This is a genomic window from Pseudomonas citronellolis (assembly GCF_900112375.1).
Classification (GTDB): domain Bacteria; phylum Pseudomonadota; class Gammaproteobacteria; order Pseudomonadales; family Pseudomonadaceae; genus Pseudomonas; species Pseudomonas citronellolis.
In genome coordinates this window covers 23,159-48,554 of record NZ_FOLS01000043.1, presented here as the reverse complement: position 1 = coordinate 48,554, position 25,396 = coordinate 23,159, and the positions used below count along the sequence as shown (strand labels likewise).

At 66.8% G+C, this 25,396-nt stretch carries 23 protein-coding genes; 19 read left to right on the top strand and 4 right to left on the bottom strand.

Translation table 11 applies throughout. The annotated features are described in order from the left end of the window. From lpxB to BM060_RS29060, 11 genes are all read left to right on the top strand, one after another. Positions 1 to 1,143: a lipid-A-disaccharide synthase gene (lpxB, locus tag BM060_RS29110; protein ID WP_058490929.1), complete on the top strand. Its 1,143-nt coding sequence runs from the start codon at positions 1 to 3 to the stop codon at positions 1,141 to 1,143. After that, complete coding sequence (rnhB, locus tag BM060_RS29105; protein WP_074985537.1) at positions 1,143 to 1,754, top strand: ribonuclease HII; 612 nt, start codon at positions 1,143 to 1,145, stop codon at positions 1,752 to 1,754. The genes lpxB and rnhB overlap by 1 nt, the downstream gene beginning before the upstream one ends. Before the next feature lie 97 nt (positions 1,755 to 1,851). Beyond that, the gene (gene dnaE / locus BM060_RS29100) at positions 1,852 to 5,379 is read left to right on the top strand and encodes a DNA polymerase III subunit alpha (protein WP_074985534.1); all 3,528 of its coding nucleotides are present in this window, start codon (positions 1,852 to 1,854) and stop codon (positions 5,377 to 5,379) included. 116 nt (positions 5,380 to 5,495) lie between these two features. Then, complete coding sequence (gene accA / locus BM060_RS29095; RefSeq protein ID WP_074985531.1) at positions 5,496 to 6,446, top strand: acetyl-CoA carboxylase carboxyl transferase subunit alpha; 951 nt, start codon at positions 5,496 to 5,498, stop codon at positions 6,444 to 6,446. Positions 6,447 to 6,774: 328 nt separating this feature from the next. After that, positions 6,775 to 8,088 (top strand): tRNA lysidine(34) synthetase TilS, encoded by a 1,314-nt coding sequence (tilS, locus tag BM060_RS29090; protein WP_074985529.1) that lies wholly within the window; start codon positions 6,775 to 6,777, stop codon positions 8,086 to 8,088. Positions 8,089 to 8,258: 170 nt separating this feature from the next. Beyond that, positions 8,259 to 9,887 (top strand): CTP synthase, encoded by a 1,629-nt coding sequence (gene pyrG, locus BM060_RS29085; RefSeq protein ID WP_009616672.1) that lies wholly within the window; start codon positions 8,259 to 8,261, stop codon positions 9,885 to 9,887. A gap of 2 nt (positions 9,888 to 9,889) precedes the next feature. After that, positions 9,890 to 10,735: a 3-deoxy-8-phosphooctulonate synthase gene (gene kdsA, locus BM060_RS29080; RefSeq protein ID WP_074985527.1), complete on the top strand. Its 846-nt coding sequence runs from the start codon at positions 9,890 to 9,892 to the stop codon at positions 10,733 to 10,735. A gap of 46 nt (positions 10,736 to 10,781) precedes the next feature. Beyond that, positions 10,782 to 12,071, top strand: a complete 1,290-nt coding sequence (gene eno, locus BM060_RS29075; protein ID WP_009616677.1) for a phosphopyruvate hydratase — start codon at positions 10,782 to 10,784, stop codon at positions 12,069 to 12,071. A gap of 75 nt (positions 12,072 to 12,146) precedes the next feature. Next, positions 12,147 to 12,425 (top strand): cell division protein FtsB, encoded by a 279-nt coding sequence (gene ftsB / locus BM060_RS29070; protein WP_024128518.1) that lies wholly within the window; start codon positions 12,147 to 12,149, stop codon positions 12,423 to 12,425. Beyond that, positions 12,422 to 13,135, top strand: coding sequence for a 2-C-methyl-D-erythritol 4-phosphate cytidylyltransferase (gene ispD / locus BM060_RS29065; protein WP_074985525.1), 714 nt, complete (start codon positions 12,422 to 12,424; stop codon positions 13,133 to 13,135). Before ftsB ends, ispD begins: the two co-directional genes overlap by 4 nt. Before the next feature lie 4 nt (positions 13,136 to 13,139). Further along, positions 13,140 to 13,712, top strand: a complete 573-nt coding sequence (locus tag BM060_RS29060) for a glycosyltransferase family protein (protein ID WP_135499818.1) — start codon at positions 13,140 to 13,142, stop codon at positions 13,710 to 13,712. A 124-nt stretch (positions 13,713 to 13,836) separates the two neighbouring features. Here BM060_RS29060 and yedF read toward each other — a convergent pair whose 3' ends face one another. The 3 genes from yedF to BM060_RS29045 all read right to left on the bottom strand — a co-directional run bounded on the left by yedF (position 13,837) and on the right by BM060_RS29045 (position 16,237). Further along, on the bottom strand, positions 13,837 to 14,085 hold the full coding sequence (gene yedF / locus BM060_RS29055) for a sulfurtransferase-like selenium metabolism protein YedF (RefSeq protein WP_009616683.1): 249 nt from the start codon (positions 14,083 to 14,085) through the stop codon (positions 13,837 to 13,839). Beyond that, the gene (gene yedE / locus BM060_RS29050) at positions 14,051 to 15,277 is read right to left on the bottom strand and encodes a selenium metabolism membrane protein YedE/FdhT (RefSeq protein ID WP_074985521.1); all 1,227 of its coding nucleotides are present in this window, start codon (positions 15,275 to 15,277) and stop codon (positions 14,051 to 14,053) included. Before yedE ends, yedF begins: the two co-directional genes overlap by 35 nt. Before the next feature lie 69 nt (positions 15,278 to 15,346). Then, positions 15,347 to 16,237: a LysR substrate-binding domain-containing protein gene (locus BM060_RS29045; protein WP_074985518.1), complete on the bottom strand. Its 891-nt coding sequence runs from the start codon at positions 16,235 to 16,237 to the stop codon at positions 15,347 to 15,349. Positions 16,238 to 16,426: 189 nt separating this feature from the next. Here BM060_RS29045 and BM060_RS29040 point away from each other — a divergent pair, with 189 nt between their 5' ends. The 8 genes from BM060_RS29040 (at position 16,427) to rpoS (ending at position 23,660) form a co-directional block, all read left to right on the top strand. Beyond that, positions 16,427 to 17,539 (top strand): S-(hydroxymethyl)glutathione dehydrogenase/class III alcohol dehydrogenase, encoded by a 1,113-nt coding sequence (locus tag BM060_RS29040; protein WP_058490920.1) that lies wholly within the window; start codon positions 16,427 to 16,429, stop codon positions 17,537 to 17,539. Positions 17,540 to 17,792: 253 nt separating this feature from the next. After that, complete coding sequence (fghA, locus tag BM060_RS29035; RefSeq protein ID WP_074985516.1) at positions 17,793 to 18,629, top strand: S-formylglutathione hydrolase; 837 nt, start codon at positions 17,793 to 17,795, stop codon at positions 18,627 to 18,629. A 56-nt stretch (positions 18,630 to 18,685) separates the two neighbouring features. Continuing rightward, positions 18,686 to 19,159, top strand: coding sequence for a 2-C-methyl-D-erythritol 2,4-cyclodiphosphate synthase (gene ispF, locus BM060_RS29030; protein WP_064584064.1), 474 nt, complete (start codon positions 18,686 to 18,688; stop codon positions 19,157 to 19,159). Next, complete coding sequence (gene truD, locus BM060_RS29025) at positions 19,156 to 20,214, top strand: tRNA pseudouridine(13) synthase TruD (protein WP_074985515.1); 1,059 nt, start codon at positions 19,156 to 19,158, stop codon at positions 20,212 to 20,214. The genes ispF and truD overlap by 4 nt, the downstream gene beginning before the upstream one ends. After that, positions 20,202 to 20,960, top strand: a complete 759-nt coding sequence (gene surE, locus BM060_RS29020) for a 5'/3'-nucleotidase SurE (RefSeq protein ID WP_043317806.1) — start codon at positions 20,202 to 20,204, stop codon at positions 20,958 to 20,960. The genes truD and surE overlap by 13 nt, the downstream gene beginning before the upstream one ends. 22 nt (positions 20,961 to 20,982) lie before the next feature. Further along, positions 20,983 to 21,618, top strand: coding sequence for a protein-L-isoaspartate(D-aspartate) O-methyltransferase (locus tag BM060_RS29015; RefSeq protein ID WP_099049128.1), 636 nt, complete (start codon positions 20,983 to 20,985; stop codon positions 21,616 to 21,618). A 66-nt stretch (positions 21,619 to 21,684) separates the two neighbouring features. Further along, positions 21,685 to 22,563: a peptidoglycan DD-metalloendopeptidase family protein gene (locus BM060_RS29010; RefSeq protein WP_074985514.1), complete on the top strand. Its 879-nt coding sequence runs from the start codon at positions 21,685 to 21,687 to the stop codon at positions 22,561 to 22,563. Between the two features lie 95 nt (positions 22,564 to 22,658). Further along, entirely contained in the window at positions 22,659 to 23,660 is a 1,002-nt protein-coding gene (gene rpoS, locus BM060_RS29005) for an RNA polymerase sigma factor RpoS (RefSeq protein ID WP_009616703.1), read from the top strand. Between the two features lie 1,388 nt (positions 23,661 to 25,048). On the opposite strand, the gene fdxA is transcribed toward rpoS, so the two are convergent. After that, positions 25,049 to 25,372 carry a ferredoxin FdxA gene (gene fdxA, locus BM060_RS29000; RefSeq protein ID WP_074985513.1) on the bottom strand — a complete coding sequence of 108 codons (324 nt, stop codon included), beginning with the start codon at positions 25,370 to 25,372 and terminating at the stop codon, positions 25,049 to 25,051. Positions 25,373 to 25,396: the final 24 nt, after the last annotated feature.

The window sequence follows — 25,396 nt, the reverse complement described above, 5'->3', positions numbered from 1 at the left end:
ATGGCTGCGGGCACCGGCAAGCTGCGCGTCGCCCTGGTGGCGGGCGAGGCCTCGGGGGACATCCTTGGCGCCGGCCTGATGCAGGCCCTGCGCGAACGCCACCCCGAGGTCGAGTTCATCGGCGTGGGCGGTGCGCGCATGCAGGCCCAGGGCCTGGTTTCCGAATTCCCCATGGAGCGCCTGGCGGTCATGGGCCTCGTCGAGGTCCTCGGCCGCCTGCGCGAGCTGCTGCGCCGGCGCAAGGACCTGGTCCGCAACCTGATACTCGCGCGCCCCGACGTCTTCATCGGCATCGACGCACCGGACTTCAACCTCGGGCTGGAGCTGCAACTGCGCCGCGCCGGCATTCGCACCGTGCACTACGTCAGCCCCTCGGTCTGGGCCTGGCGGCAGAAGCGCGTGCTGAAGATCAAGCAGGCCTGCGACCTGATGCTGGCGCTGTTCCCCTTCGAGGCGAAGTTCTACGAAGAGCACGGCGTGCCGGTGCGCTTCGTCGGCCATCCGCTGGCCAACACCATCCCCCTGGAAGCCGACCGCGCCGCCGCGCGCGAGCAGCTCGGCCTGCCGGCCGACGCCCAGGTGGTGGCGCTGCTGCCGGGCAGCCGCGGTGGCGAGGTGGGCAAGCTCGGCGCACTGTTTCTGGATACCGCCGAACGCCTGCTGCAGCAGCGCCCGGGCCTGCGCTTCGTGCTGCCCTGCGCCAGCCCCGAGCGGCGCGCACAACTGGAGCAGATGCTGCAGGGCCGCCAGTTGCCGCTGCAACTGCTCGACGGCCAGTCCCACGAGGCCCTGGCCGCTTGCGATGCGGTACTGATCGCCTCCGGCACCGCGACCCTCGAAGCGCTGCTGTACAAGCGGCCGATGGTCGTGGCCTACAAGGTCGCGCCGCTGACCTATGCCATTCTCAAGCGCCTGGTGAAGAGCCCCTACATCTCGCTGCCCAACCTGCTCGCCGGGCGCCTGCTGGCCCCCGAGCTGATCCAGGACGCGGCGACCCCCGAGGCCCTGGCGCAACACCTGTTGCCGCTGCTGGACGACGGCAGCGCGCAGACCGAATCCTTCGACGCCATCCATCGCGCCCTGCGCCAGGATGCGTCCGCGCAGGCCGCCGAAGCGGTGCTCGCCCTGGTGGAGAAACGCTGATGCAGATGGGCCTGGATTTCGACCTGGTCGAGGAACTGGTGGCCGGTGTCGACGAGGTGGGCCGCGGCCCGCTCTGCGGCCCGGTGGTCACCGCCGCGGTGATCCTCGACCCGGCGCGGCCGATCATCGGCCTGAACGACTCGAAGAAGCTCAGCGAGGCGCGCCGCGAGGTGCTGTTCGACGAAATCCGCGAGAAGGCCCTGGCCTGGTTCATCGCCCGCGCCGAGGTCGAGGAGATCGACCGGCTGAACATCCTCCACGCCACCATGCTGGCCATGCAGCGCGCGGTGGAGGGCCTGAGCGTCACCCCGAAACTGGCGCTGATCGACGGCAACCGCTGCCCGAAACTCAGGGTGCCGGCGGCCCCGGTGGTGCAGGGCGATGCCAAGGTGCCGGCCATCGCCGCCGCTTCCATCCTGGCCAAGGTCTCCCGCGACCGCGAGATGCAGGAAATGGAAGCCCTCTACCCGGGCTACGGCATCGGCGGGCACAAGGGCTACCCGACCCCGGTGCACCTGGAAGCCCTCAAGCGCCTGGGCCCGACGCCCATCCACCGACGCTCCTTCGCCCCGGTGCGCGCGCTGCTGGAAAGCCCGTCCGGCATCCTCTGAGCGCCGCAGGGCGGCAGTGGCGATCTGAAGCCTGTAGCTTTGCGGAGCGGGCCGGTACAATCGGCCGCTTATCGTTTCCGCGTTGCATAGGACCACCATGACCGCCTCCTTCGTCCACCTGCGTCTGCACTCCGAGTACTCCCTGGTCGACGGCCTGGTCAGGGTCAAACCGTTGTGCAAGGCAGTGGCCGGCGCCGGCATGCCGGCGGTGGCGATCACCGACCAGAGCAACATGTGCTCGCTGGTGAAGTTCTACAAGACCGCCATGGGCGCCGGCATCAAGCCGATCTGCGGCGCCGACATCTGGCTGGCCAGCCGCGACGAGGACGGCCCGCTCAGCCGCCTGAGCCTGCTGGTGATGAACGCCAAGGGCTACCGCAACCTCACCGAGCTGATCTCCCGCGGCTGGCAGGAAGGCCAGCGCAACGGCGAGATCATCATCGAGCGCGACTGGGTGAAAGAGGGCGCCGAGGGCCTGATCGCGCTGTCCGCGGCCAAGGAAGGGGAGATCGGCCACGCCCTGCTCGACGGCGAGGACGCGCTGGCCGACTCGCTGCTGGCCGAGTGGATGGAAGTCTTCCCCGACCGCTTCTACCTGGAAGTGCAGCGCACCGCGCGGGTCAACGACGAGGAACACCTGCACGCCGCCGTGGCGCTGGCCGAGCGCAGCGGCGCGCCGCTGGTGGCCACCAATGACGTGCGCTTCATCAAGCAGGAAGACTTCGAGGCCCACGAGACCCGCGTGTGCATCGGCGAAGGCCGCGCCCTGGACGACCCGCGCCGCTCGCGCAACTACTCCGACCAGCAGTACCTGAAATCGCCGGCGGAAATGGCCGAGCTGTTCAGCGACCTGCCCGAGGCCCTGGAAAACACCGTCGAGATCGCCAAGCGCTGCAACATCGAAGTGCAGCTGGGCAAGTACTTCCTGCCCAACTTCCCGATTCCCATCGAAGGCATGGACATCAACGACTACCTGCGCCATGTCTCCTACGAGGGGCTGGAGGAGCGCCTGGAGGTGCTGCTGCCCAAGGACACGCCGAACTACGAGGAAAAGCGCCAGGTCTACGTCGACCGCCTGGAGTTCGAGTTGGGCACCATCATCCAGATGGGCTTCCCCGGCTACTTCCTGATCGTGATGGACTTCATCAAGTGGGCCAAGAACAACGGCGTGCCGGTGGGGCCAGGCCGGGGTTCGGGTGCCGGCTCGCTGGTTGCCTACGTGCTGAAGATCACCGACCTCGACCCGCTGGCCTACGACCTGCTGTTCGAGCGCTTCCTCAACCCCGAACGTATCTCCATGCCCGACTTCGACGTGGACTTCTGCATGGAAGGCCGCGACCGGGTGATCGACTACGTGGCCGACGCCTACGGGCGCAACGCGGTGAGCCAGATCATCACCTTCGGCTCCATGGCTGCCAAGGCGGTGGTGCGCGACGTGGCGCGGGTGCAGGGCAAGTCCTACGGCCTGGCCGACAAGCTGTCGAAGATGATCCCCTTCGAAGTCGGCATGACCCTGGACAAGGCCTTCGAGCAGGAGGAAATGCTCCGCGACTTCCTCAAGTCCGACGAGGAAGCCCAGGAAATCTGGGACATGGCCCTGAAGCTGGAAGGCGTCACCCGCGGCACCGGCAAGCACGCCGGCGGCGTGGTGATCGCGCCGACCAAGCTCACCGACTTCTCGCCCATCGCCTGCGACGAAGAGGGCGGCGGCCTGGTGACCCAGTTCGACAAGGACGACGTGGAGGCCGCCGGCCTGGTGAAGTTCGACTTCCTCGGCCTGCGCACCCTGACCATCATCAAGTGGGCGATGGAGATCATCCATCGCAAACAGCAGAAAGCCGGCGACGAGAACCTGGTCGACATCGACCGCATCCCGCTGGACGACAAGAAGACCTACGACCTGCTGCAGAAGGCCGAGACCACCGCGGTGTTCCAGCTGGAATCGCGCGGCATGAAGGAGCTGATCAAGAAGCTCAAGCCGGACTGCCTGGAAGACCTCATCGCCCTGGTGGCGCTGTTCCGCCCCGGCCCGCTGCAGTCGGGCATGGTGGACGACTTCATCAACCGTAAGCACGGCCGCGAGGAAATCTCCTACCCGCACCCGGATTACCAGTACCCGGGCCTGGAGCCGGTGCTCAAGCCCACCTACGGCATCATCCTGTACCAGGAACAGGTGATGCAGATCGCCCAGGTGATGGCCGGCTACACCCTCGGCGGCGCGGACATGCTGCGCCGCGCCATGGGCAAGAAGAAGCCCGAGGAGATGGCCAAGCAGCGCGGCGGCTTCATCGAAGGCTGCGCCAACAACGGCATCGACAAGGACCTGGCGGGCAACATCTTCGACCTGGTGGAAAAGTTCGCCGGCTATGGCTTCAACAAGTCGCACTCGGCCGCCTACGGCCTGGTCTCCTACCAGACCGCCTGGCTGAAGACGCACTGGGCCGCGCCCTTCATGGCCGCGGTACTCACCGCGGATATGCAGAACACCGACAAGGTGGTGACGCTGATCGAAGAATGCCGGCACATGAAGCTGCGCATCGTCGCCCCGGACGTGAACAACTCCGAATTCCGCTTCACCGTCGACGACGACAACCAGATCGTCTACGGCCTGGGCGCGATCAAGGGCGTCGGCGAAGGCCCGGTGGAAGCCATCACCGAATGCCGCGCCGAGGGCGGGCCGTTCAAGGACCTGTTCGACTTCTGCGACCGCATCGACCTCAAGCGCATCAACAAGCGCACTCTCGATGCGCTGATCCGCGCCGGCGCGCTGGACCGCCTGGGCCCGTATTTCCACGAAGAGCCCAAGGCCTACCTGGCCGACATCGACCGCAACCGCGCGGTGCTGCTGGCGTCCATGGAGGAAGCCATCAAGGCCGCCGAGCAGACCTCGCGCAGCCACGACAGCGGCCACATGGACCTGTTCGGCGGGCTGTTCGCCGAGCCCGAGGCCGACGTCTACGCCAACCACCGCAAGGCCAAGGAGCTGACCCTCAAGGAACGCCTGAAAGGCGAGAAGGACACTCTCGGCCTTTACCTCACCGGCCACCCGATCGACGAGTACGAAGGCGAGGTGCGCCGCTTCGCCCGCCAGCGCATCGTCGAACTGAAGCCGGCGCGCGACACCCAGACCGTCGCCGGGCTGATCGTCAACCTGCGGGTGATGAAGAACAAGCGCGGCGACAAGATGGGCTTCGTCACCCTCGACGACCGCTCCGGGCGCATCGAGGCCTCGCTGTTCGCCGAGGCCTTCGCCGCCAACCAGGGCCTGCTGCAGACCGACGCCATGGTGGTGATCGAGGGCGAGGTCAGCCAGGACGACTTCTCCGGCGGCCTGCGCCTGCGCGCCAAGCGCGTGATGGGCCTGGAGGAGGCGCGCACCGCGCTGGCCGAGAGCCTGCGGCTGAAGGTCGCCGCGGATGCGCTCAAGGGCGACCGCCTGCGCTGGCTGGCCGAGCTGTGCGGCCGCCACCGCGGCAACTGCCCGGTCACCGTCGACTACAGTTCCAGCGACGCCCGCGCCCTGCTGCAGTTCGGCGAAGACTGGCGCATCGACCCGGCCGATGCGCTGATTCAGGCATTGCGTGACCAGTTCGGACGCGACAACGTCTTCCTCAACTACCGCTAGCGTGGCCGGTGGCCGAACGCCGCCCGCCCGCCAGTCTCGACCCTGGGCGCCCGATACCGTAAGGTAGGGCGCCATACGGACCAGGCCCTGCCGCCATTCAGCACGACGGATAGCCCATGAACCCGAACTTCCTCGATTTCGAACAGCCGATCGCCGACATGCAAGCCAAGATCGAAGAGCTGCGTCTGGTCGGCAACGACAACTCCATCAACATCAGCGATGAAATCGCCCGCCTGGAAGACAAGAGCCGCGCGCTGACCGAGAACATCTTCGGCAACCTGAGCAGCTGGCAGATCGCCCAGCTCGCGCGCCACCCGCGCCGGCCCTACACCCTGGACTACATCGAGCACATCTTCAGCGAATTCGAAGAACTGCACGGCGACCGCCACTTCGCCGACGACGCCGCCATCGTCGGCGGCGTCGCCCGCCTGGACGATCAGCCGGTGATGATCATCGGCCACCAGAAGGGCCGCGAAGTGCGCGAGAAGGTGCGCCGCAACTTCGGCATGCCGCGTCCGGAAGGCTACCGCAAGGCCTGCCGCCTGATGGAAATGGCCGAACGCTTCAAGATGCCGATCCTGACCTTCATCGACACCCCCGGCGCCTACCCGGGCATCGACGCCGAAGAGCGCGGCCAGAGCGAGGCCATCGCCTGGAACCTGCGCGTGATGGCGCGCCTGAAGACGCCGATCATCGCCACCGTCATCGGCGAGGGCGGCTCCGGCGGCGCCCTGGCCATCGGCGTCTGCGACAACCTGAACATGCTGCAGTACTCCACCTACGCGGTGATCTCCCCGGAAGGCTGCGCCTCGATCCTCTGGCGCACCGCCGAAAAGGCCCCGGAAGCCGCCGAAGCCATGGGCATCACCGCGGCGCGCCTGAAGGACCTGGGCATCGTCGACACCGTGATCCCCGAACCGCTGGGCAGCGCCCACCGCGACCCGGCCGCTGCAGCGGAAAGCATCCGCAACGCGCTGAAGTCGCAGCTGGGCATGCTCAAGGGCCTGAGCACCCAGGAGCTGCTGGCGCGTCGCTATGAGCGGCTGATGAGCTACGGGATCGCCTGAGGGCGGCCGGTCCGGTTCTGCCAAGGCTTCGGCGCCAGGCCTGAGAGCGCCCTCTCCCTAACCCTCTCCCTGAAGGGAGAGGGGACCGTTCGGAGTACGCTGATGTTTCGGCGTTAGCCGGCTTGTACCGAGTACCCGGCTAACACCAAATCCTTTCTCGGCACGGACTAGCCCCCTCTCCCTTCAGGGCGGGGCGCGCAGCCGAGGGCTGGGGAGAGGGAGCGGAGTCAATCCCAAACACAGGTGTTGCCGGTAAGCACCGTTCGCGAGCAAGCTCGCTCCTACGAAAAGCCTGTCTCCCTCACGCTCTTCACCTGTAGCCGCCCCCATGCCCCTAGCATCCCGCCTGCTCACCACCCTGGCCCCCTGGCGCCAGGCCCCGGCATGGCGGGTAGGCTTCTCCGGCGGGCTGGACTCCACCGTGCTGCTGCACCTGCTGGCGCAACTGGCCAGGACCGAATCCCTGCCGCCTCTGTCCGCCATCCACGTCCACCACGGCCTGCAGGCCGCGGCCGATGCTTGGCCGGCGCACTGCGAGGTGTTCTGCCGCGAGCTGGGTGTCCCTCTGTTGGTCGAACGGGTGACGGTGCCGGCGGGCGCGAGCGTGGAGCAGGCCGCGCGTCGCGCGCGCTACGAGGCTTTTGCGAAACACCTGAAAACGGGCGACTGCCTGCTGGCCGCCCAGCACCGCGACGACCAGGCCGAGACCCTGCTGTTCCGCCTGCTGCGTGGCGCCGGCGTGCGTGGCCTGGCCGGCATTCCCGCGGCCCGGCCGCTGGGAGCCGGCATGCTGCTGCGGCCGCTGCTGGACGTCTCCCGCGCCGAACTCGAAGCCTACGCCCGCGAGCATGGCCTGCGCTGGATCGAAGACCCGTCCAACACCGACACCGCTTTCGCCCGCAACTACCTGCGCCAGCGCGTGCTGCCGCTGCTCGCCGAGCGCTGGCCGCGGGCTGTGGATAACATCACCCGCAGCGCCGCGCACCTGGCCGAGGCCGAGGCGCTGCTGGCCGAACTGGCGCAGCAGGATCTGGCGGCGGCACGGCCCGGCAACGACTTCGACTGGCTGACCGTCCCCTCGCTGGCCCTGGCGCCGCTGCTGGCGCTTGGCGAAAGCCGCCAGCGCAACGCCCTGCGCCACTGGCTGGCGCCCTTCACGCCGATGCCGGACAGTGCCCACTGGGCCGGCTGGCAGGCCCTGCGCGACGCCGCCGGCGATGCCGCGCCGGTCTGGCGCCTGGGCGGCGGAGAGCTGCAGCGTAGCGGCGGGCGGCTCTGGTGGCTGTCGGGCGCCTGGCTGCAGGCGCCGGCGTGCGAGCTGCCCTGGGACGACCCGTCGCAGCCCCTGGCGCTGCCCGGCAATGGCCTTCTGCACCTGGAAGGTGCACCGCCCGTCGGGCCGCTGCGGGTGACCTGCCGGCGCGGCGGCGAGCAGCTGGAACTGGCCCAGCGCGGCCATCGCGACCTCAAGCGGCTGCTCAACGAAAGCGCCGTGCCGGCCTTCGTCCGGCCGCGGCTGCCGCTGCTCTGGCGCGGCGGGCAACTGCTCGGCGTGGCCAACCTGCCGGCGCTGCGCCAGGCCGGCGAGACGGGCTGGCGCCTGCGCTGGACAGCCCCGACGAATGACCCGGGTTTGAGCTGAAAGGGCCTTTCCGGTAGACTACGCTCCCGTCTTGTACCGCTCCCGTCGATTCCCACGGAATCGGCGGGAGTTCGCTATTGAGCGCGGCATGCGCCGCGGTTTGGGCCGCGGCCCATTCATTCGCTTCCCCGGCGGCCCAGCCGCCTAAACGCTGACATTCAGGGCTTTTCATGACGCGCTACATCTTCGTCACGGGTGGTGTTGTTTCTTCATTGGGGAAAGGCATCGCCTCGGCTTCCTTGGCTGCCATTCTGGAAGCGCGTGGCTTGAAGATCACGATGCTCAAGCTGGACCCCTACATCAACGTCGATCCGGGCACCATGAGCCCGTTCCAGCACGGTGAGGTGTTCGTCACCCACGATGGCGCCGAGACCGACCTCGACCTGGGCCATTACGAGCGCTTCGTGCGCACCACCATGACCCAGAACAACAACTTCACCACCGGCCGCGTCTACATGGACGTGCTGCGCAAGGAGCGCCGCGGCGACTACCTGGGCGCCACCGTGCAGGTGATCCCGCACATCACCGACGAGATCAAGCGGCGCATCATCAAGGGCGCCGGCGATGCCGACGTGGCCCTGGTGGAAGTCGGCGGCACCGTCGGCGACATCGAGTCGCAGCCGTTCCTCGAAGCGATCCGCCAACTGCGCGTGGAAATCGGTTCGCGCCGCGCCATGCTGATGCACCTGACCCTGGTCCCGTACATCGCCACCGCCGGCGAGACCAAGACCAAGCCGACCCAGCACTCGGTCAAGGAGCTGCGCTCCATCGGCCTGCAGCCGGACGTGCTGGTCTGCCGCTCCGACCACCCGGTGGACGTCTCCTCGCGCCGCAAGATCGCCCTGTTCACCAACGTCGAAGAGCGCGCGGTCATCTCCCTGGAAGACGTCGACACCATCTACCGCATCCCGTCGGTGCTGCACGCCCAGGGCCTGGACGACATCGTCGTCGAGCGCTTCGGCCTGGAGTGCGGCCCGGCCGACCTGTCCGAGTGGGACCGGGTGGTCGACGCCAAGCTCAACCCCGAGCGCGAAGTCACCATCGCCATGGTCGGCAAGTACATGGAACTGCTCGACGCCTACAAGTCGCTGATCGAGGCCATGACCCACGCCGGCATCCAGAGCCGCACCAAGGTCAACCTGCGCTACATCGACTCCGAGGACATCGAGCAACAGGGCACCGGCCTGCTCGACGGCGCCGACGCCATCCTGGTCCCGGGCGGCTTCGGCCTGCGCGGCGTGGAAGGCAAGATCACCGCCGTGCAGTACGCCCGCGAGAACAAGGTTCCCTACCTGGGCATCTGCCTGGGCATGCAGGTGGCGGTCATCGAGTACGCCCGCAACGTGCTGGGCTGGAAGGACGCCAACTCCACCGAGTTCGACAAGTCCAGCGGCCACCCGGTGGTCGGCCTGATCACCGAATGGCAGGACTCCACCGGCGCCACCGAAGTGCGCACCGAAGCCTCCGACCTGGGCGGCACCATGCGCCTGGGCGCCCAGGAATGCCAGCTCGAAGCCGGCACCCTGGTGCACGACTGCTACGGCAAGGACGTGATCGTCGAGCGCCACCGCCACCGCTACGAAGTGAACAACAACCTGCTGCCGCAACTGCAGGAAGCTGGCCTGAAGATTTCCGGCCGCTCCGGCGACGGCGCCCTGGTGGAAGTGGTCGAGTCCCCGGACCATCCGTGGTTCGTCGCCTGCCAGTTCCACCCGGAGTTCACCTCCACCCCGCGTGATGGCCACCCGCTGTTCAGCGGCTTCGTCAACGCCGCCCTGAAGCAAGCCGGGAAGGCCTGAGCATGAGCCAGAAGATCATCCGCGTCGGCGACATCCAGATCGGCAACGAGCTGCCCTTCGTGCTGTTCGGCGGCATGAACGTGCTGGAGTCGCGCGACCTGGCCATGCAGGTCTGCGAGGAATACGTGCGGGTCACCGAGAAGCTCGGCATCCCCTACGTGTTCAAGGCCAGCTTCGACAAGGCCAACCGTTCGTCCATCAACTCGTACCGCGGTCCGGGGATGGAAGAGGGGCTGAAGATCTTCGAAGAGATCAAGAAGACCTTCAAGGTGCCGGTCATCACCGATGTCCACGAGCCCTTCCAGGCCGCCCCGGTGGCCGAGGTCTGCGACATCATCCAGCTGCCGGCGTTCCTCTCCCGGCAGACCGACCTGGTCGTGGCCATGGCCAGGACCGGCGCGGTGATCAACATCAAGAAGGCCCAGTTCCTCGCGCCCCAGGAGATGAAACACATCCTGACCAAGTGCGAGGAAGCCGGTAACGACCAGTTGATCCTCTGCGAGCGTGGCTCCTCCTTCGGTTACAACAACCTGGTGGTGGACATGCTCGGCTTCGGCATCATGAAGCAGTTCCAGTACCCGGTGTTCTTCGACGTGACCCACGCCCTGCAGATGCCGGGCGGCCGCGCCGATTCCGCCGGCGGCCGCCGTGCCCAGGTCACCGACCTGGCCAAGGCCGGCATGAGCCAGGGCCTGGCCGGCCTGTTCCTTGAGGCCCACCCGGACCCCGAGCACGCCAAGTGCGACGGCCCGTGCGCCCTGCGCTTGAACAAGCTCGAGCCTTTCCTGTCCCAGCTCAAGCAGCTGGACGACCTGGTGAAGAGTTTCCCCACCATCGAGACCGCCTAAGTCTCACCAGCCGCCCCGTTTATCTATCTTCGGAGTGTTATCAAGAATGGCAAAGATCGTCGACATCAAGGGCCGTGAGGTCCTGGACTCCCGCGGCAACCCGACCGTTGAAGCGGACGTGATCCTGGACAACGGCATCGTCGGCAGCGCCTGCGCCCCGTCCGGTGCTTCCACCGGTTCCCGCGAGGCACTCGAACTGCGCGATGGCGACAAGAGCCGTTACCTGGGCAAGGGCGTGCTGAAGGCCGTGGCCAACATCAACGGCCCGATCCGCGACCTGCTGCTGGGCAAGGACCCGGTCGAGCAGAGGGCGCTGGACCAGGCGATGATCGAACTCGACGGCACCGACAACAAGGCCAAGCTGGGCGCCAACGCCATCCTGGCCGTGTCCCTGGCCGCCGCCAAGGCCGCCGCACAGGCCAAGGGCGTGCCGCTGTACGCGCACATCGCCGATCTGAACGGCACCCCGGGCGTGTACTCCATGCCGGTGCCGATGATGAACATCATCAACGGCGGCGAGCATGCCGACAACAACGTCGATATCCAGGAGTTCATGGTCCAGCCGGTAGGCGCCAAGACCTTCGCCGACGCGCTGCGCATGGGCGCCGAGATCTTCCACCACCTCAAGGCCGTGCTGAAGGCCCGTGGCCTGAGCACCTCGGTGGGCGACGAAGGCGGTTTCGCACCGAACCTGGCTTCCAACGAAGACGCCCTGGCCGCCATCGCCGAAGCCGTGGCCAACGCCGGCTACAAGCTGGGTGACGACGTGACCCTGGCCCTGGACTGCGCCTCCAGCGAATTCTTCAAGGATGGCAAGTACGACCTCGAAGGCGAAGGCAAGGTGTTCGACGCCGCCGGCTTCGCCGACTACCTTGCCGGCCTGGCCGAGCGCTTCCCGATCATCTCCATCGAAGACGGCATGGACGAGTCCGACTGGGCCGGCTGGAAAGTCCTCACCGACAAGATCGGCGGCAAGGTGCAACTGGTCGGCGACGACCTGTTCGTGACCAACACCAAGATCCTCAAGGAAGGCATCGAGAAGGGCATCGGCAACTCCATCCTGATCAAGTTCAACCAGATCGGCTCGCTGACCGAGACCCTCGAAGCCATCCAGATGGCTAAGGCCGCCGGCTACACCGCGGTGATCTCGCACCGCAGCGGTGAAACCGAGGACAGCACCATCGCCGACCTGGCCGTGGGCACCGCCGCCGGCCAGATCAAGACCGGTTCGCTGTGCCGCTCCGACCGCGTGTCCAAGTACAACCAGCTGCTGCGCATCGAAGAGCAGCTGGGCGCCAAGGCGCCGTACCGTGGCCGCGCGGAATTCCGCGGCTGAGGCTAGTCTGGTACGGTGAAGGGGTGGCGCGAGCCACCCCTTCGCACATGGAGTCCACAATTGCGTCTGAGTAAGCTGCGCAGCCCCTACTGGCTGTTCCTCGTCCTGCTCCTGGGCCTCGCCGGCCTGCAGTATCGCCTGTGGGTAGGGGACGGCAGCCTGGCGCAAGTGCGCGAGCTGGAGAAGCAGATCGCCGACCAGCAGGGCGAGAACCAGCGTCTGCTCGAGCGCAACCGCATCCTCGAGGCCGAGGTGGCGGAACTGAAGAAAGGCACCGAGACGGTCGAGGAGCGTGCCCGCCACGAACTCGGCATGGTCAAGGACAAGGAAACCCTCTACCAGCTGGCGCAATGAAATTCCGCGACATCTCCCTGCCGGCCTTCTGGGCCGTGATCCCCGCCGCGGGCATCGGTTCGCGGATGCGCGCAGACCGCCCCAAGCAATACCTCGACCTCGCCGGCCGCAGCATTCTCGAACACACCCTCGACTGCTTCCTCGGCCACCCCATGCTCAAGGGCCTGGTGGTCTGCCTGGCGCCTGACGATCCCTGGTGGCCGAACCTGCCCTGTGCCGCCGACCCGCGCATCCTGCGTGCCGAAGGCGGCCGCGAGCGCGCGGATTCCGTACTCAACGGCCTGCTGCTGCTCAACGAACAGGGCGCCGCCAGCGACGACTGGGTGCTGGTGCACGACGCGGCGCGGCCGAACCTGAGCCGCGGCGACCTCGACCGGCTGCTCGGCGAACTGGACAACGACCCGGTGGGTGGCCTGCTCGGCGTGCCGGCGCGGGACACGCTCAAGCGCGTCGGCGCCGATGGCCGGGTGCTGGAAACCGTCGACCGCAGCGTGGTCTGGCAGGCCTACACGCCGCAGATGTTCCACTTGGGCGCCCTGCACCGAGCCCTGGCCGATGCCCTGGTGGCGGGTGCGGCGATCACCGACGAGGCCTCTGCGATGGAGTGGGCCGGCAACGCGCCGAAGATGGTCGAAGGCCGCGCCGACAACATCAAGGTCACCACCCCGGAAGACCTGCAGCGGCTGCAACGGGCTTTCGGAAAACGCTGAAACCATGAAGCGCCTTGCGAGGTTCCTGCCCAGGCTCGAAGGCGACTTGCACCGCATCCTGCGCTGGGCCGGCGACGGCTGGCGCATGCCCTGGCTGTGCCTGGGCCTGGCGCTGCTGGGTACCTGCACCGCCGCCTACCCGATCACCTCCGTGGTGGTGCCGGCGGTCCTGGTGGCGCCACGGCGCTGGGGCGGCATAGCACTGAGCGCCGCCCTGGGCAGCGCGCTGGGGGCGCTGCTGCTGGTGATCGTCCTGCACCACATGGGCTGGGCCAGCCTGTACGCCCATTTTCCGCAATTGCTGCAGGACCCGAGCTGGGCGCAGGTGATGGACTGGACGCGCCGCTACGGCCTGCTGGCGCTGTTCCTGGTGTCCATCTCGCCGCTGCCGCAGACGCCGGCGCTGGTGGTGCTGTCCAACGTGCCGCTGCACTACCCCGGCGTGCTGCTGGCGATCTTCACCGGCAAGCTGCTCAAGTACCTGGCATTCGCCTGGATCGGCTCGCGCTTCCCCGGGCACATCCACGACTTCCTGCACCGCCATGAGCGCAATGCCAGCCGTGGCGATTCGGCCTAGACCTGTAGGAGCGGTGCGGGTGCTTTTCGTAGGAGCGAGCTTGCTCGCGAACGGACCCTGCTGCGGGGCTCATTCGCGAGCAAGCTCGCTCCTACGGGAAACCCCGCCCGCATGGGTATCAGGCTCACCCCAACAACGGCACCTCGATGAGAAAGCGGAACAGCGCCCCATGCTGTTCCACCGCCAGGCAGTTATAACCGTGGCGCTTGGTGTCCTCGGGGATGCCGTGCACCGACTGCGAGCAGTCGGTGACCACTTCCAGCAGGTCGCCCGGCTTCAGCGTCTCCAGGGTTTCCAGGGTGGCGATGGCGTTGTACGGGCAGTGCTCGCCGCGCAGGTCAAGCGACAGCGTCGGCGTCTTGTTCGCGCTCATTGGCGGTTTTCCTCGAACGGGTGAAACGGTTGGCGTTCAGCTGTACCAGCAGCATGCACAGCGCAAGGCCGGCGAAGGTCAGCAGCAGGCCGCCGCCGGGGCCGAACATCTGCAGCAGGTTGAGCTTGGGATAGGGCAGGGCCAGGGCGCTGCCCAGCGCGTCCCAGTACACCGCCACCAGGGTTCCGCCGATGACGTTGCCGACGCCGACCACCCAGAAATGCACCTGGCCTTCCATCGAGCGGTACATCCAGCCGGTCTCGCAGCCGCCGGCCAGGACGATGCCGATGCCGAACAGCACGCCGCCGATCACCGCGTTGGGGCCCATCCAGAAGGTCTTCGGTGCCACGCCCAGGTGGATCGCCGCGAAGGTGCCGACGCAGGCCGCGGCCATGCCCAGCAGGATGCCGAAGGCGGCCTTGGTCCGGCCGGTGGTCCAGAGATCGCGGGCGGCGCTGGTGAAGCAGATCTGCGCGCGCTCGATCAGGCCGCCGAACAGCAGGCCGAACAGGGTGGCCAGGCCCAGCACCAGCGACACCTCGAAGCGCCAGACGGCGAACAGCGCGGCCACGGCCAGGACCGCCAGGCCCAGACGCCATTGCACCTTGGCGCGGCGGGCTAGGTTGGCCGCGTCGGGCAGGCTGGCGGCCTTGCCGGTGACCTTCAGCGGCGTGCGCAGGAACGGCAGCAGGCTCAGCTTCACGCCGAACCAGGCGCCGATCACGGTGGAGAGCATAAAGGCCCAGGCGTGCACCGAGAACATCGGGATGCCGGTGAAGAACGCCGCCAGGTTGCAGCCCATGGCCAGGCGCGCGCCGAAGCCGGCGATGATGCCGCCCACCAGGCCCTGCAGCAGGCGGCGCCGGCTGGTCGGCCAGCGCAGGCTGACGTTGCCGGCCCAGAGCGCGCAGCACAGCGCGCCGAGGAACATGCCGATGATCATCACCCCATCGATGCGGTCCAGCGGTGTGCCCTGCAGGCCGATGATCTTGAAGTAGCTCCAGTCCTGCACCGGCACGCCGAACCAGGACAGCACGTGGCCGCCCCAGCGGGTGAATTCCCCGGTGACGGCCCAGAAGGTGCCGGTCAGGGCGAAGTAGTAGGCGGAGGCGACACCGAGCGCGACCAGGGTCGGCAAGGGTGACCAGAAGCGCAGCAGGTAGCGCTCGCGGAAGGCGGAGAGGGCGGACATGACGGCATCCTTGGCAGGGTAGCGTGGTAAACCGGTAATTCTAACCGAATCGCCGGAAACCACCCTGCTTCAGGACAGCCCCGGATGCGTCCGCTGCAGGCCTTCCTTGAGGAAATCCACCAGTTGCCGCACCTTTGGCGACAGGTGCCGCTGCTGCGGGTACAGCGCCCAGACCGCGGTGTTCGGTGGCTGGTGTTCCTCCAGCAGGGAAACCAGCCGCCCGCTGCGCAGGTGCTCCAGCACGTAGTAGTCCGGCAACTGGCACAGGCCGAAGCCGCGCAGCGCGGCGTCCAGCACCGCCTGGCCGCTGTTGCAGCGCCAGTTGCCCTGCACACGGTGCTGCGTCTCGCGGCTGTCTTCCAGGAAGGTCCAGATGTCGCTGCTGCCCACCAGGCAGTTGTGCTGCGCCAGTTCCGCCGGCGAGCGCGGCGCGCTGTGGCGCTCCAGGTAGCCGGGCGTGGCGCACAGGTACATCACCCGCGGCGCCAGGCGCGTGGCCACCAGGCGCGAGTCGCTCAGGCGGCCGAGGCGGATGGCCAGGTCGAAACCCTCGTGGAGCAGGTCGAGCTGGCGGTTGGACAGCTCCATCTCCACCCGCAGCTGTGGATAGTCGGCCATGAAGGCGTTCACCAGCGGCACCACGAAGCGCTCGCCGTAGGCTACCGCGCAGGTCATGCGCAGCAGGCCCTTGGGCTCGGCGGAGAGGTCGCTGACCGCGCGCAGCGCCTCGTCGCGGGCGTCCTGCAGGCGCTGGCAGTGCTGCAGGAAGGTCTGCCCGGCCTCGCTCAGCGACACGCGCCGGGTGCTGCGGTAGAGCAGGCGCGTCTGCAGGCGTTCCTCCAGGCGGGCGATCTGCCGGCTGACGTGGGAGGAGGAGACGCCCAGGCGTTCGGCGGCGGCGGTGAACTGCCCGGTTTCCGCCACCGCGACGAATTCGTCGAGGCCTTCCCAGCGATTCATCTGGATTGTCCCTGTATGGCAATAAAGTTTTGATTATTGCCTGATTATTTCTTTCCAGGCACTTTTCTACACTTTCAAGGCTATGCCCTGCGTTTTTCGCCGGGCCGCCCGGTTTCCGCCGGCATCCATCGCCGGCCGCTTCCGCCCCGAAGGCGGAGGCCCATGCATCAACCCGCCAGGAGTTCCGAGATGATCAAGTCCCGTGCCGCCGTCGCCTTCGCCCCCAACCAGCCGCTGCAGGTGGTCGAGGTGGACGTGGCGCCGCCGAAGAAGGGCGAGGTGCTGGTACGCATCGTCGCCACCGGGGTCTGCCACACCGACGCCTACACCCTGTCCGGCGAGGATTCCGAAGGCGTCTTCCCGTGCATCCTCGGCCACGAGGGTGGCGGCATCGTCGAAGCGGTGGGCGAGGGCGTGACCTCGCTGCAGGTCGGCGACCACGTGATCCCGCTGTATACCGCCGAATGCCGCGAGTGCAAGTTCTGCAAATCCGGCAAGACCAACCTCTGCCAGGCCGTGCGCGCCACCCAGGGCAAGGGCCTGATGCCCGACGGCACCAGCCGCTTCTCCTACAACGGCCAGCCGATCTACCACTACATGGGCTGCTCGACCTTCTCCGAATACACCGTGCTGCCGGAAATCTCCCTGGCCAAGATTCCCAAGGACGCCCCGCTGGAGAAGGTCTGCCTGCTCGGCTGCGGCGTCACCACCGGCATCGGCGCCGTGCTCAACACCGCCAAGGTGGAAGAGGGCGCCACCGTGGCCATCTTCGGTCTGGGCGGCATCGGCCTTGCGGCCATCATCGGCGCCAAGATGGCCAAGGCCTCGCGGATCATCGCCGTCGACATCAACCCGGCCAAGTTCGACATCGCCAAGGAACTGGGCGCCACCGACTTCGTCAACCCGAAGGACCACCAGAAGCCGATCCAGGACGTCATCGTCGAGATGACCGACGGCGGCGTGGACTACTCCTTCGAGTGCGTCGGCAACGTGCAACTGATGCGCGCGGCGCTGGAGTGCTGCCACAAGGGCTGGGGCGAGTCGACCATCATCGGCGTCGCCGGGGCCGGCCAGGAAATCAGCACCCGGCCGTTCCAGCTGGTCACCGGTCGCGTCTGGCGCGGTTCGGCGTTCGGCGGCGTGCGCGGCCGCACCGAGCTGCCCAGCTACGTGGAGAAGGCGCAGAAGGGCGAAATCCCGCTGGACACCTTCATCACCCACACCATGGGCCTGGACAAGATCAACGAGGCCTTCGACCTGATGCACGAAGGCAAGAGCATCCGCTCGGTCATCCATTACTGAAAAGCCGACGAGAGCGCTGGAGGCTGAAGGCTATACGTAGCGCTTTTTCGTCCAGCCTCCAGCGCTTTCCTCGTCTTTACACGGAGCTTTTTATGGAAATCGTCGAGGCCTTCGACCTGATGCACGAAGGCAAGAGCATCCACTTGGTCATCCATTACTGAAAAGCCGATGGAAGCGCTGGAGGCTGAAGGCTATACGTAGCGCTTTTTCGTCCAGCCTCCAGCGCTTTCCTCGTCTTTACACGGAGCTTTTTATGGAAATCGTCTCCAGCACCAAGAGCTTCGAGGGCTGGCACCAGCGCTACCGCCACCGCTCCCAGGCGCTCGGCTGCGACATGGTGTTCGCTATCTACCTGCCGCCCCAGGCCGAGCCCGAGGCCGGCCTGCCGGTGCTCTACTGGCTGTCGGGGCTGACCTGCACCGACGAGAACTTCATGCAGAAGGCCGGCGCCCAGCGCCTGGCCGCCGAACTGGGCCTGGTGATAGTGGCGCCGGACACCAGCCCGCGCGGCCCGGACGTGCCGGGCGACCCGCAAGGCGCCTGGGACTTCGGCCTGGGCGCCGGCTTCTACCTCAACGCCACCCAGGAACCCTGGGCGCGCAACTACCGTATGCACGACTACGTGGTGCACGAGTTGCCGGCGCTGATCGAGGACAACTTCCCGGTCTCCACCCGCCGCGGCATCGCCGGGCACTCCATGGGCGGCCACGGCGCGCTGGTCTGCGCGCTGCGCAACCCGGGGCGCTACCAGTCGCTGTCGGCCTTCGCGCCCATCGCTCATCCCAGCGACTGCCCCTGGGGGCAGAAGGCCTTCGGCCGCTACCTGGGCGAAGAGCGCAGCGCCTGGGCCGAGTGGGATGCCTGCGAACTGCTGGCCGGCGCGAGCGAGCGCCTACCGATCCTGGTCGACCAGGGCGAGCGCGACGACTTCCTCGCCACCCAGCTCAAGCCCGAGGCCCTGCGCCAGGCGGCGGAAGCGGCGGGGCACCCGCTGGAGCTGCGCCTGCACCCGGGCTACGACCACAGCTACTACTTCATCGCCAGCTTCATCGACGACCACCTGCGCCACCATGCGCGGGCGCTGTCCTGAAGGCGTCGCGGCTTTCCGGTAGAATCGACGCCCTGACTGACTCAGGGCGTTTTTCTATGCGTATCGGCCATGGCTACGACGTACACCGCTTCGGCGAGGGCGACTTCATCACCCTCGGCGGCGTGCGCATCCCCCACAAGTTCGGGCTCATCGCCCACTCCGACGGCGACGTGCTGCTGCACGCGCTGAGCGACGCGCTGCTCGGCGCCTGCGCCCTGGGGGACATCGGCAAGCACTTCCCCGACACCGACCCGCGCTTCAAGGGCGCCGACAGCCGCGCGCTGCTGCGCCACGTGGTGGCCCTGGTGCACGAGAAGGGCTACGTGATCGGCAACGTCGACGCCACCATCATCGCCCAGGCGCCGAAGATGGCGCCGCACATCGAGGCCATGCGCGGCAGCATTGCCGAGGACCTGCAGGTCGACCTCGAACAGGTCAACGTCAAGGCCACCACCACCGAGAAGCTCGGCTTCACTGGGCGCGAGGAAGGCATCGCAGTGCACGCCGTCGCCCTGCTGGTCCGTCCATGACCGAGCTGGAGCTGCTGGGCCCGCGCGCCCATGGCGAACCCTGCGGGCAGGCGGTGCTCAAGGCGGTGGCCGAGGACTTCCAGGTCGACGAGGTGCTGGACATCCCGCTGTCCGGCGAAGGCGAACACCTCTGGCTGTGGGTGGAGAAGCGCGGGCTGAACACCGAGGAGGCCGCGCGCCGCCTGGCCCGCGCGGCTGGAGTGTCGCAGCGGCTGATCAGCTATGCCGGGCTCAAGGATCGCCAGGCGCTGACGCGCCAGTGGTTCAGCCTGCACCTGCCGGGCAAGGCCGACCCCGACCTGGCCGCGGCCGAGGACGACAGCCTGCGCATCCTCAAGCGCACCCGCCACCAGCGCAAGCTGCAGCGTGGCGCCCATGCGGCCAACGGCTTCACCCTGCGCCTGACGCAATTGCAAGGCGAGCACCAGGCGCTCGACGAGCGGCTGCGACGTATCGCCGCCGAGGGCGTGCCCAACTATTTCGGCAGCCAGCGCTTCGGCTTCGACGGCGGCAACGTCGTGGACGCCCGCAGCTGTGCCGAGCGCGGCATTCTGCCAGAGCAGCGCAACCTGCGTTCGCGCCTGCTCTCCGCCGGGCGCAGCTACCTGTTCAACCAGGTGCTGGCGCGGCGGGTGACGGACGGTAGCTGGAACCGCGCCCAGGTCGGCGACCTGCTGGCCTTCACCGACAGCCGCAGTTTCTTCCCGGCGGGCGAGGCGGAATGCGCCGATCCGCGCCTGGCCGAACTCGACCTGCACCCCACCGGGCCGCTCTGGGGCAAGGGCGCCTCGCCGGCCGGCGGCGCCAGCGGCGAGCTGGAAAATGCCGTGGGCGCCGCGGAAGTGGCGCTTTGCCAGTGGCTGGGCAATGCTGACCTGGCGCACGAACGGCGCATCCTGCGCCTCCCCATCCAGGCCCTGGCATGGCATTATCCGGCCCCTGACATTCTGCAACTGGAATTCGTCCTGCCGGCAGGCTGCTTCGCCACCGTCGTCGTGCGCGAGCTGGTCGAGCTGGTACCGGCAGGGCAGACGGAAAACCCATGCGCATACTGATTGCCAACGACGACGGGGTGAACGCGCCCGGTATCGCCGCGCTTTACGACGCGCTGAGCGAACATGCCGAATGCGTGGTGATCGCTCCCGAACAGGACCGCAGCGGCGCCAGCAGCTCGCTGACCCTGGACCGGCCGCTGCACGCGCAGCGCCTGAGCAATGGATTCATCGGCGTCGACGGTACGCCGACCGACTGCGTGCACCTGGGTCTCAACGGCCTGCTGGACACCTTGCCGGACATGGTCGTCTCGGGTATCAACCTGGGCGCCAACCTGGGCGATGACGTGCTCTATTCCGGCACCGTGGCCGCCGCCATCGAGGGCCGCTTCCTGGAGCGGCCGGCGTTCGCCTTCTCGCTGCTCTCGCGCCAGCCGGACAACCTCTACAGCGCCATGCACTTCGCCCGCCTGCTGGTGCAGAACCACGAGCGGCTCGAACTGCCGCCGCGCACCGTGCTCAACGTCAACATCCCGAATCTGCCGCTGGAACGCATCCGCGGCGTCCAGCTGACCCGCCTGGGCCACCGCAAGCGCGCCGCGGCGCCGGTCAAGGTGGTCAACCCGCGCGGGCGCGAAGGCTACTGGATCGCGGCGGCGGGCGATGTCGAGGATGGCGGCGAGGGCACTGACTTCCATGCGGTGATGCAGGGCTATGTCTCGGTCACGCCACTGCAACTGGACCGAACCTTCCGCGAGGCGTTCAATGGACTGCAGGACTGGATCGGAGGGCTGGACCATGGCCGATGAACTGAGTCGCCGCGGCATCGGCATGACCTCCCAGCGCACCCGCGAACGGCTGATCCAGCGCCTGTACGAGGAAGGCCTGTCCAACGCCCGGGTGCTCGAGGTGATCCGCCGCACGCCGCGCCACCTGTTCGTCGACGAGGCGCTGTCGCACCGCGCCTACGAGGACACCGCGCTGCCCATCGGCCACAATCAGACCATCTCGCAACCCTTCATGGTGGCGCGGATGACCGAGCTGCTGCTGGCCGCCGGCCCCCTGGACAAGGTGCTGGAGATCGGCACCGGCTCCGGCTACCAGACCGCGGTGCTGGCGCAACTGGTCGAGCGGGTGTTCTCCGTCGAGCGGATTCAGGCCCTGCAGGACCGCGCCAAGGAGCGTCTTGCGGAGCTAAACCTGAGAAATGTTGTCTTTCGCTGGGGGGATGGCTGGGAAGGCTGGTCGGCGCTGGCACCGTACAACGGTATCATCGTCACCGCGGCAGCCGCCGAGGTCCCGCAGGCGCTGCTCGACCAACTGGCGCCGGGCGGGCGCCTGGTGATCCCGGTGGGCAGCGGCGAAGTGCAGCAACTGATGCTGATCGAGCGCACCGGCGACGGATTCGACCGGCGCGTGCTGGATTCGGTGCGCTTCGTTCCCCTGCTCAACGGCCCCCTGGGCTGAGCGGCGGCGGGAGCGCCGTCGCGCGGCCAGGGGGAGCATAACGGCGAGATGCCGGGCACATATTCGATGGATAAGGGGGAAGGGGTGAGCCCTATCGCGGCCCAGAAACAATGGATCTGGATTCGGAGCGGCGTGCGCATGCTGCTGGCGGCAGCATTCTGTTCCCTGCTCGCGGCCTGCGCATCCTCCTCCGGGGGCAAGGTCAAGGTGGTCGACCGCAACCAGGCCGACCGCACGCCGACGACCACCAGCGGGCAGTACGTGGTGCGCCGCGGCGACACCCTGTACTCGATCGCCTTCCGCTACGGCTGGGACTGGAAGGCCCTGGCCGCGCACAACAACATCCCGCCGCCCTACACCATCCGCCCGGGGCAGGCCATTCGTTTCGGCGGTGCCGGCTCCAGCACGTCGGCACAGCCCGTCGTCGCCAAAACCACACCGTCCGTCGCGCCGGTGGTGGTCGGCAAGCCCGCCGCCGGTTCTCCGGCACCGACCAAGCCCGCGCCCGCGGCTACCGTCAGCAATTCGACACCCCCCGCCAGCACCGCCCCTTCGCAGGCTTCCGGCAAGGGCGTGGAGGGCTGGATGTGGCCGACCAGTGGCACTTTGATAGGCCGCTTTGCATCAAACGGGAGTTTGAATAAAGGGATTGATATAGCCGGGCAATTGGGCCAGCCTGTCCTGGCTGCGTCGAATGGCACGGTTGTATACGCCGGTAGTGGTTTGCGGGGCTACGGCGAACTCGTGATCATCAAGCACAGCGATACCTACGTGAGTGCCTACGGCCACAACCGCAGGCTGCTCGTTCGGGAAGGGCAACAGGTCAAAGTCGGGCAGAGCATTGCCGAGATGGGCTCCACGGGCACGGACCGGGTGAAGCTGCACTTCGAGATTCGCCGTCAGGGCAAACCCGTGGACCCCTTGCAATACCTGCCTCCTCGTTGATCGACCGCCGCATCCTGCGTGGGTGAGCGGGCTTGGACGTCCCAAGGATATGGATTCGTCCGGGCTTGTTGTCGAACTCAGCAAGGGATAACGACATGGCACTCAAAAAAGAAGGGCCGGAGTTTGACGTGGATGACGAGCTGCTGTTGCTGGAGCCCGCCATCACATTCGACGAGTCACTTGCCGAAGAGCAGGTCTCACTTCAGGTCACCGGCAAGGCCAGTTCGCTGTCATCGAAGCAGCACAAGCACATCGATTACAGCCGGGCGCTGGATGCCACCCAGCTCTACCTCAACGAAATCGGTTTTTCCCCACTGCTGACTCCCGAGGAGGAGGTCCACTTCGCGCGGCTCGCGCAAAGGGGCGATCCTGCTGGGCGTCGGCGCATGATCGAAAGCAACCTGCGCCTGGTGGTGAAGATCGCCCGGCGCTATGTCAACCGCGGCCTGTCCCTGCTCGACCTGATCGAGGAGGGCAACCTGGGGTTGATCCGGGCGGTGGAGAAGTTCGATCCGGAACGGGGTTTCCGCTTCTCCACCTACGCGACGTGGTGGATTCGCCAGACCATCGAACGGGCCATCATGAACCAGACCCGCACCATCCGCCTGCCGATCCATGTGGTCAAGGAACTCAACGTCTACCTGCGCGCGGCCCGCGAGCTGACGCACAAGCTGGATCACGAGCCATCCCCCGAGGAAATCGCCAACCTGCTGGAGAAGCCGGTCGACGAGGTCAAGCGCATGCTCGGCCTCAACGAGCGGGTGACTTCGGTGGACGTGTCCCTCGGCCCGGATTCGGACAAGACGCTGCTCGACACCCTGACCGACGATCGTCCCACCGACCCCTGCGAACTGCTGCAGGATGACGACCTGAGCCAGAGCATCGACCAGTGGCTGTCCGAGCTGACCGACAAGCAGCGCGAGGTGGTGATTCGCCGCTTCGGCCTGCGTGGCCACGAAAGCAGCACTCTGGAAGAGGTCGGCCAGGAAATCGGCCTGACCCGCGAGCGGGTGCGGCAGATCCAGGTCGAGGCGCTCAAGCGTCTGCGGGAAATCCTGGAGAAGAACGGCCTGTCGAGCGACGCGTTGTTCCAGTAAGGCACCACCCGCAGTGAAAAAGCCCGGAGTGCTCCGGGCTTTTTTTCGCCTGCGCCCCATTTGTAGGAGCGGGCCCTGCCCGCGATTCGCGCGCAGGGCGCGCTCCTACGGGTAAGAAGGAATGCCGTTTCTCTGTCTGGGAGAAACGGCATTTTTCATATGGGGTGGGGCTATGGCTTCGCTTGCGGCTCTTGGCCCCGCGCTCCGATCTCTAACCCGTCATTCCCGCGAACGCGGGAACCCAGCTGCCTTGGCTTGGGTGTTTCTGCGCCGCTCTGAGTTTGCCCGACCTTCTTGTTTCGCCCCCTCGGGCGAGTCCCTTTTGTCAAACGGTGGAAGGCCACCCCCGCAAAAAGGAACCAAAAAGGCTTGCCCCAACATACGGGCCCGATAAAGCCGGGCTACCCTCACGAATTCCCCCGCCACGGAGGCCCGCCCCGAGGGTACGTCCCTGTAGCCCGCGGGGCTCTCGCGACATCCATGTCGCATGACCTCCTGAGCGCGGGTTTCGCTCGGCCTTCTGAAGGGGCGTTTCGGTGCGTTCGGCTATTTCTCTGGAAGTCCAAGAGCAAACGCGCTTTTGCTTTTCGTAGGAGCGAGCTTGCTCGCGAACCCTGGCCGTCACTGGGTTCCCGCGTCCGCGGGAATGACGGGGTGGGGTTAGGCGTCTCAGGATGACTCAGGATTCTCCCTTCGCTCAGGACAGCCCCCTCTCCCTTCAGGGAGAGGGCTGGGGAGAGGGTGCTCTTGAACCCAGCACCTACACCGCCGGGAAGCTCCGTTCGCGAGCAAGCTCGCTCCTACGAGAATCCATGCCCACCGGCATGCTAGGACTCCGTCCGCGACTCCACCGGCAAGACCGGCCCCGGACCAGCGATGGGTATCGCAAGCTCAACCCATCCTACGAAAAACACCTTGTCCCGGACTTCACGGGCGCCCCAAACGGATACGCATCCCGAACAACTTCATCCGCTCGAGCCAGGCGAGACAGCAGTTTTTGAGTTTGGTTTTGTAAGCTATCGCTTACACGTGCTGTGAGTCTTTGACGATTCGGCTTGCCGGCAAGGGGCCCTTTTCTTCAGTCTTTATAAATAACCAATTGAATTTAAAAGGCTTTATTTTCGACTGCGCTAATCCTGGCCCTACCGGGGTGCGACCCGCAGCCGCTTGCCGCTTTTGTACGGAAAGCTGATATCACTCCTGCGTACAGGGAATGACGCAGGCCGACAAGGATGCCGGTCAGGACGTCGCGGGATGCGACTCATCAGGATGATGGGGTAGGGAAAAAAGGGCGGGCCATCCCGCCCCTTTTTTTTGCCCGCGAAAAAGTGCCGTCACAGATGGCACAAGGCCCGCGCGAGGCGGGCCTTGGAGCTTGGAGGAAGCGATCAGCGCTCCAGGTGCTTGAGCTTGTCGGCGACGCCGTCCCACTCTTCCGCGTCCGGCAACGAGTCCTTCTTCTCGGTGATGTTCGGCCAGACCTCGGCCAGATCCTTGTTCAGCTCGATGAACTCCTGCATGTTCTCCGGGACCTCGTCCTCGGAGAAGATCGCCTGTGCCGGGCATTCCGGTTCGCACAGGGCGCAGTCGATGCACTCATCCGGGTGAATCACCAGGAAGTTCGGGCCTTCGTAGAAGCAGTCCACCGGGCAGACTTCCACGCAGTCGGTGTATTTGCACTTGATGCAGTTGTCGGTGACGACGAAGGTCATTTTCTAATTCTCTCCTCAGGCGGG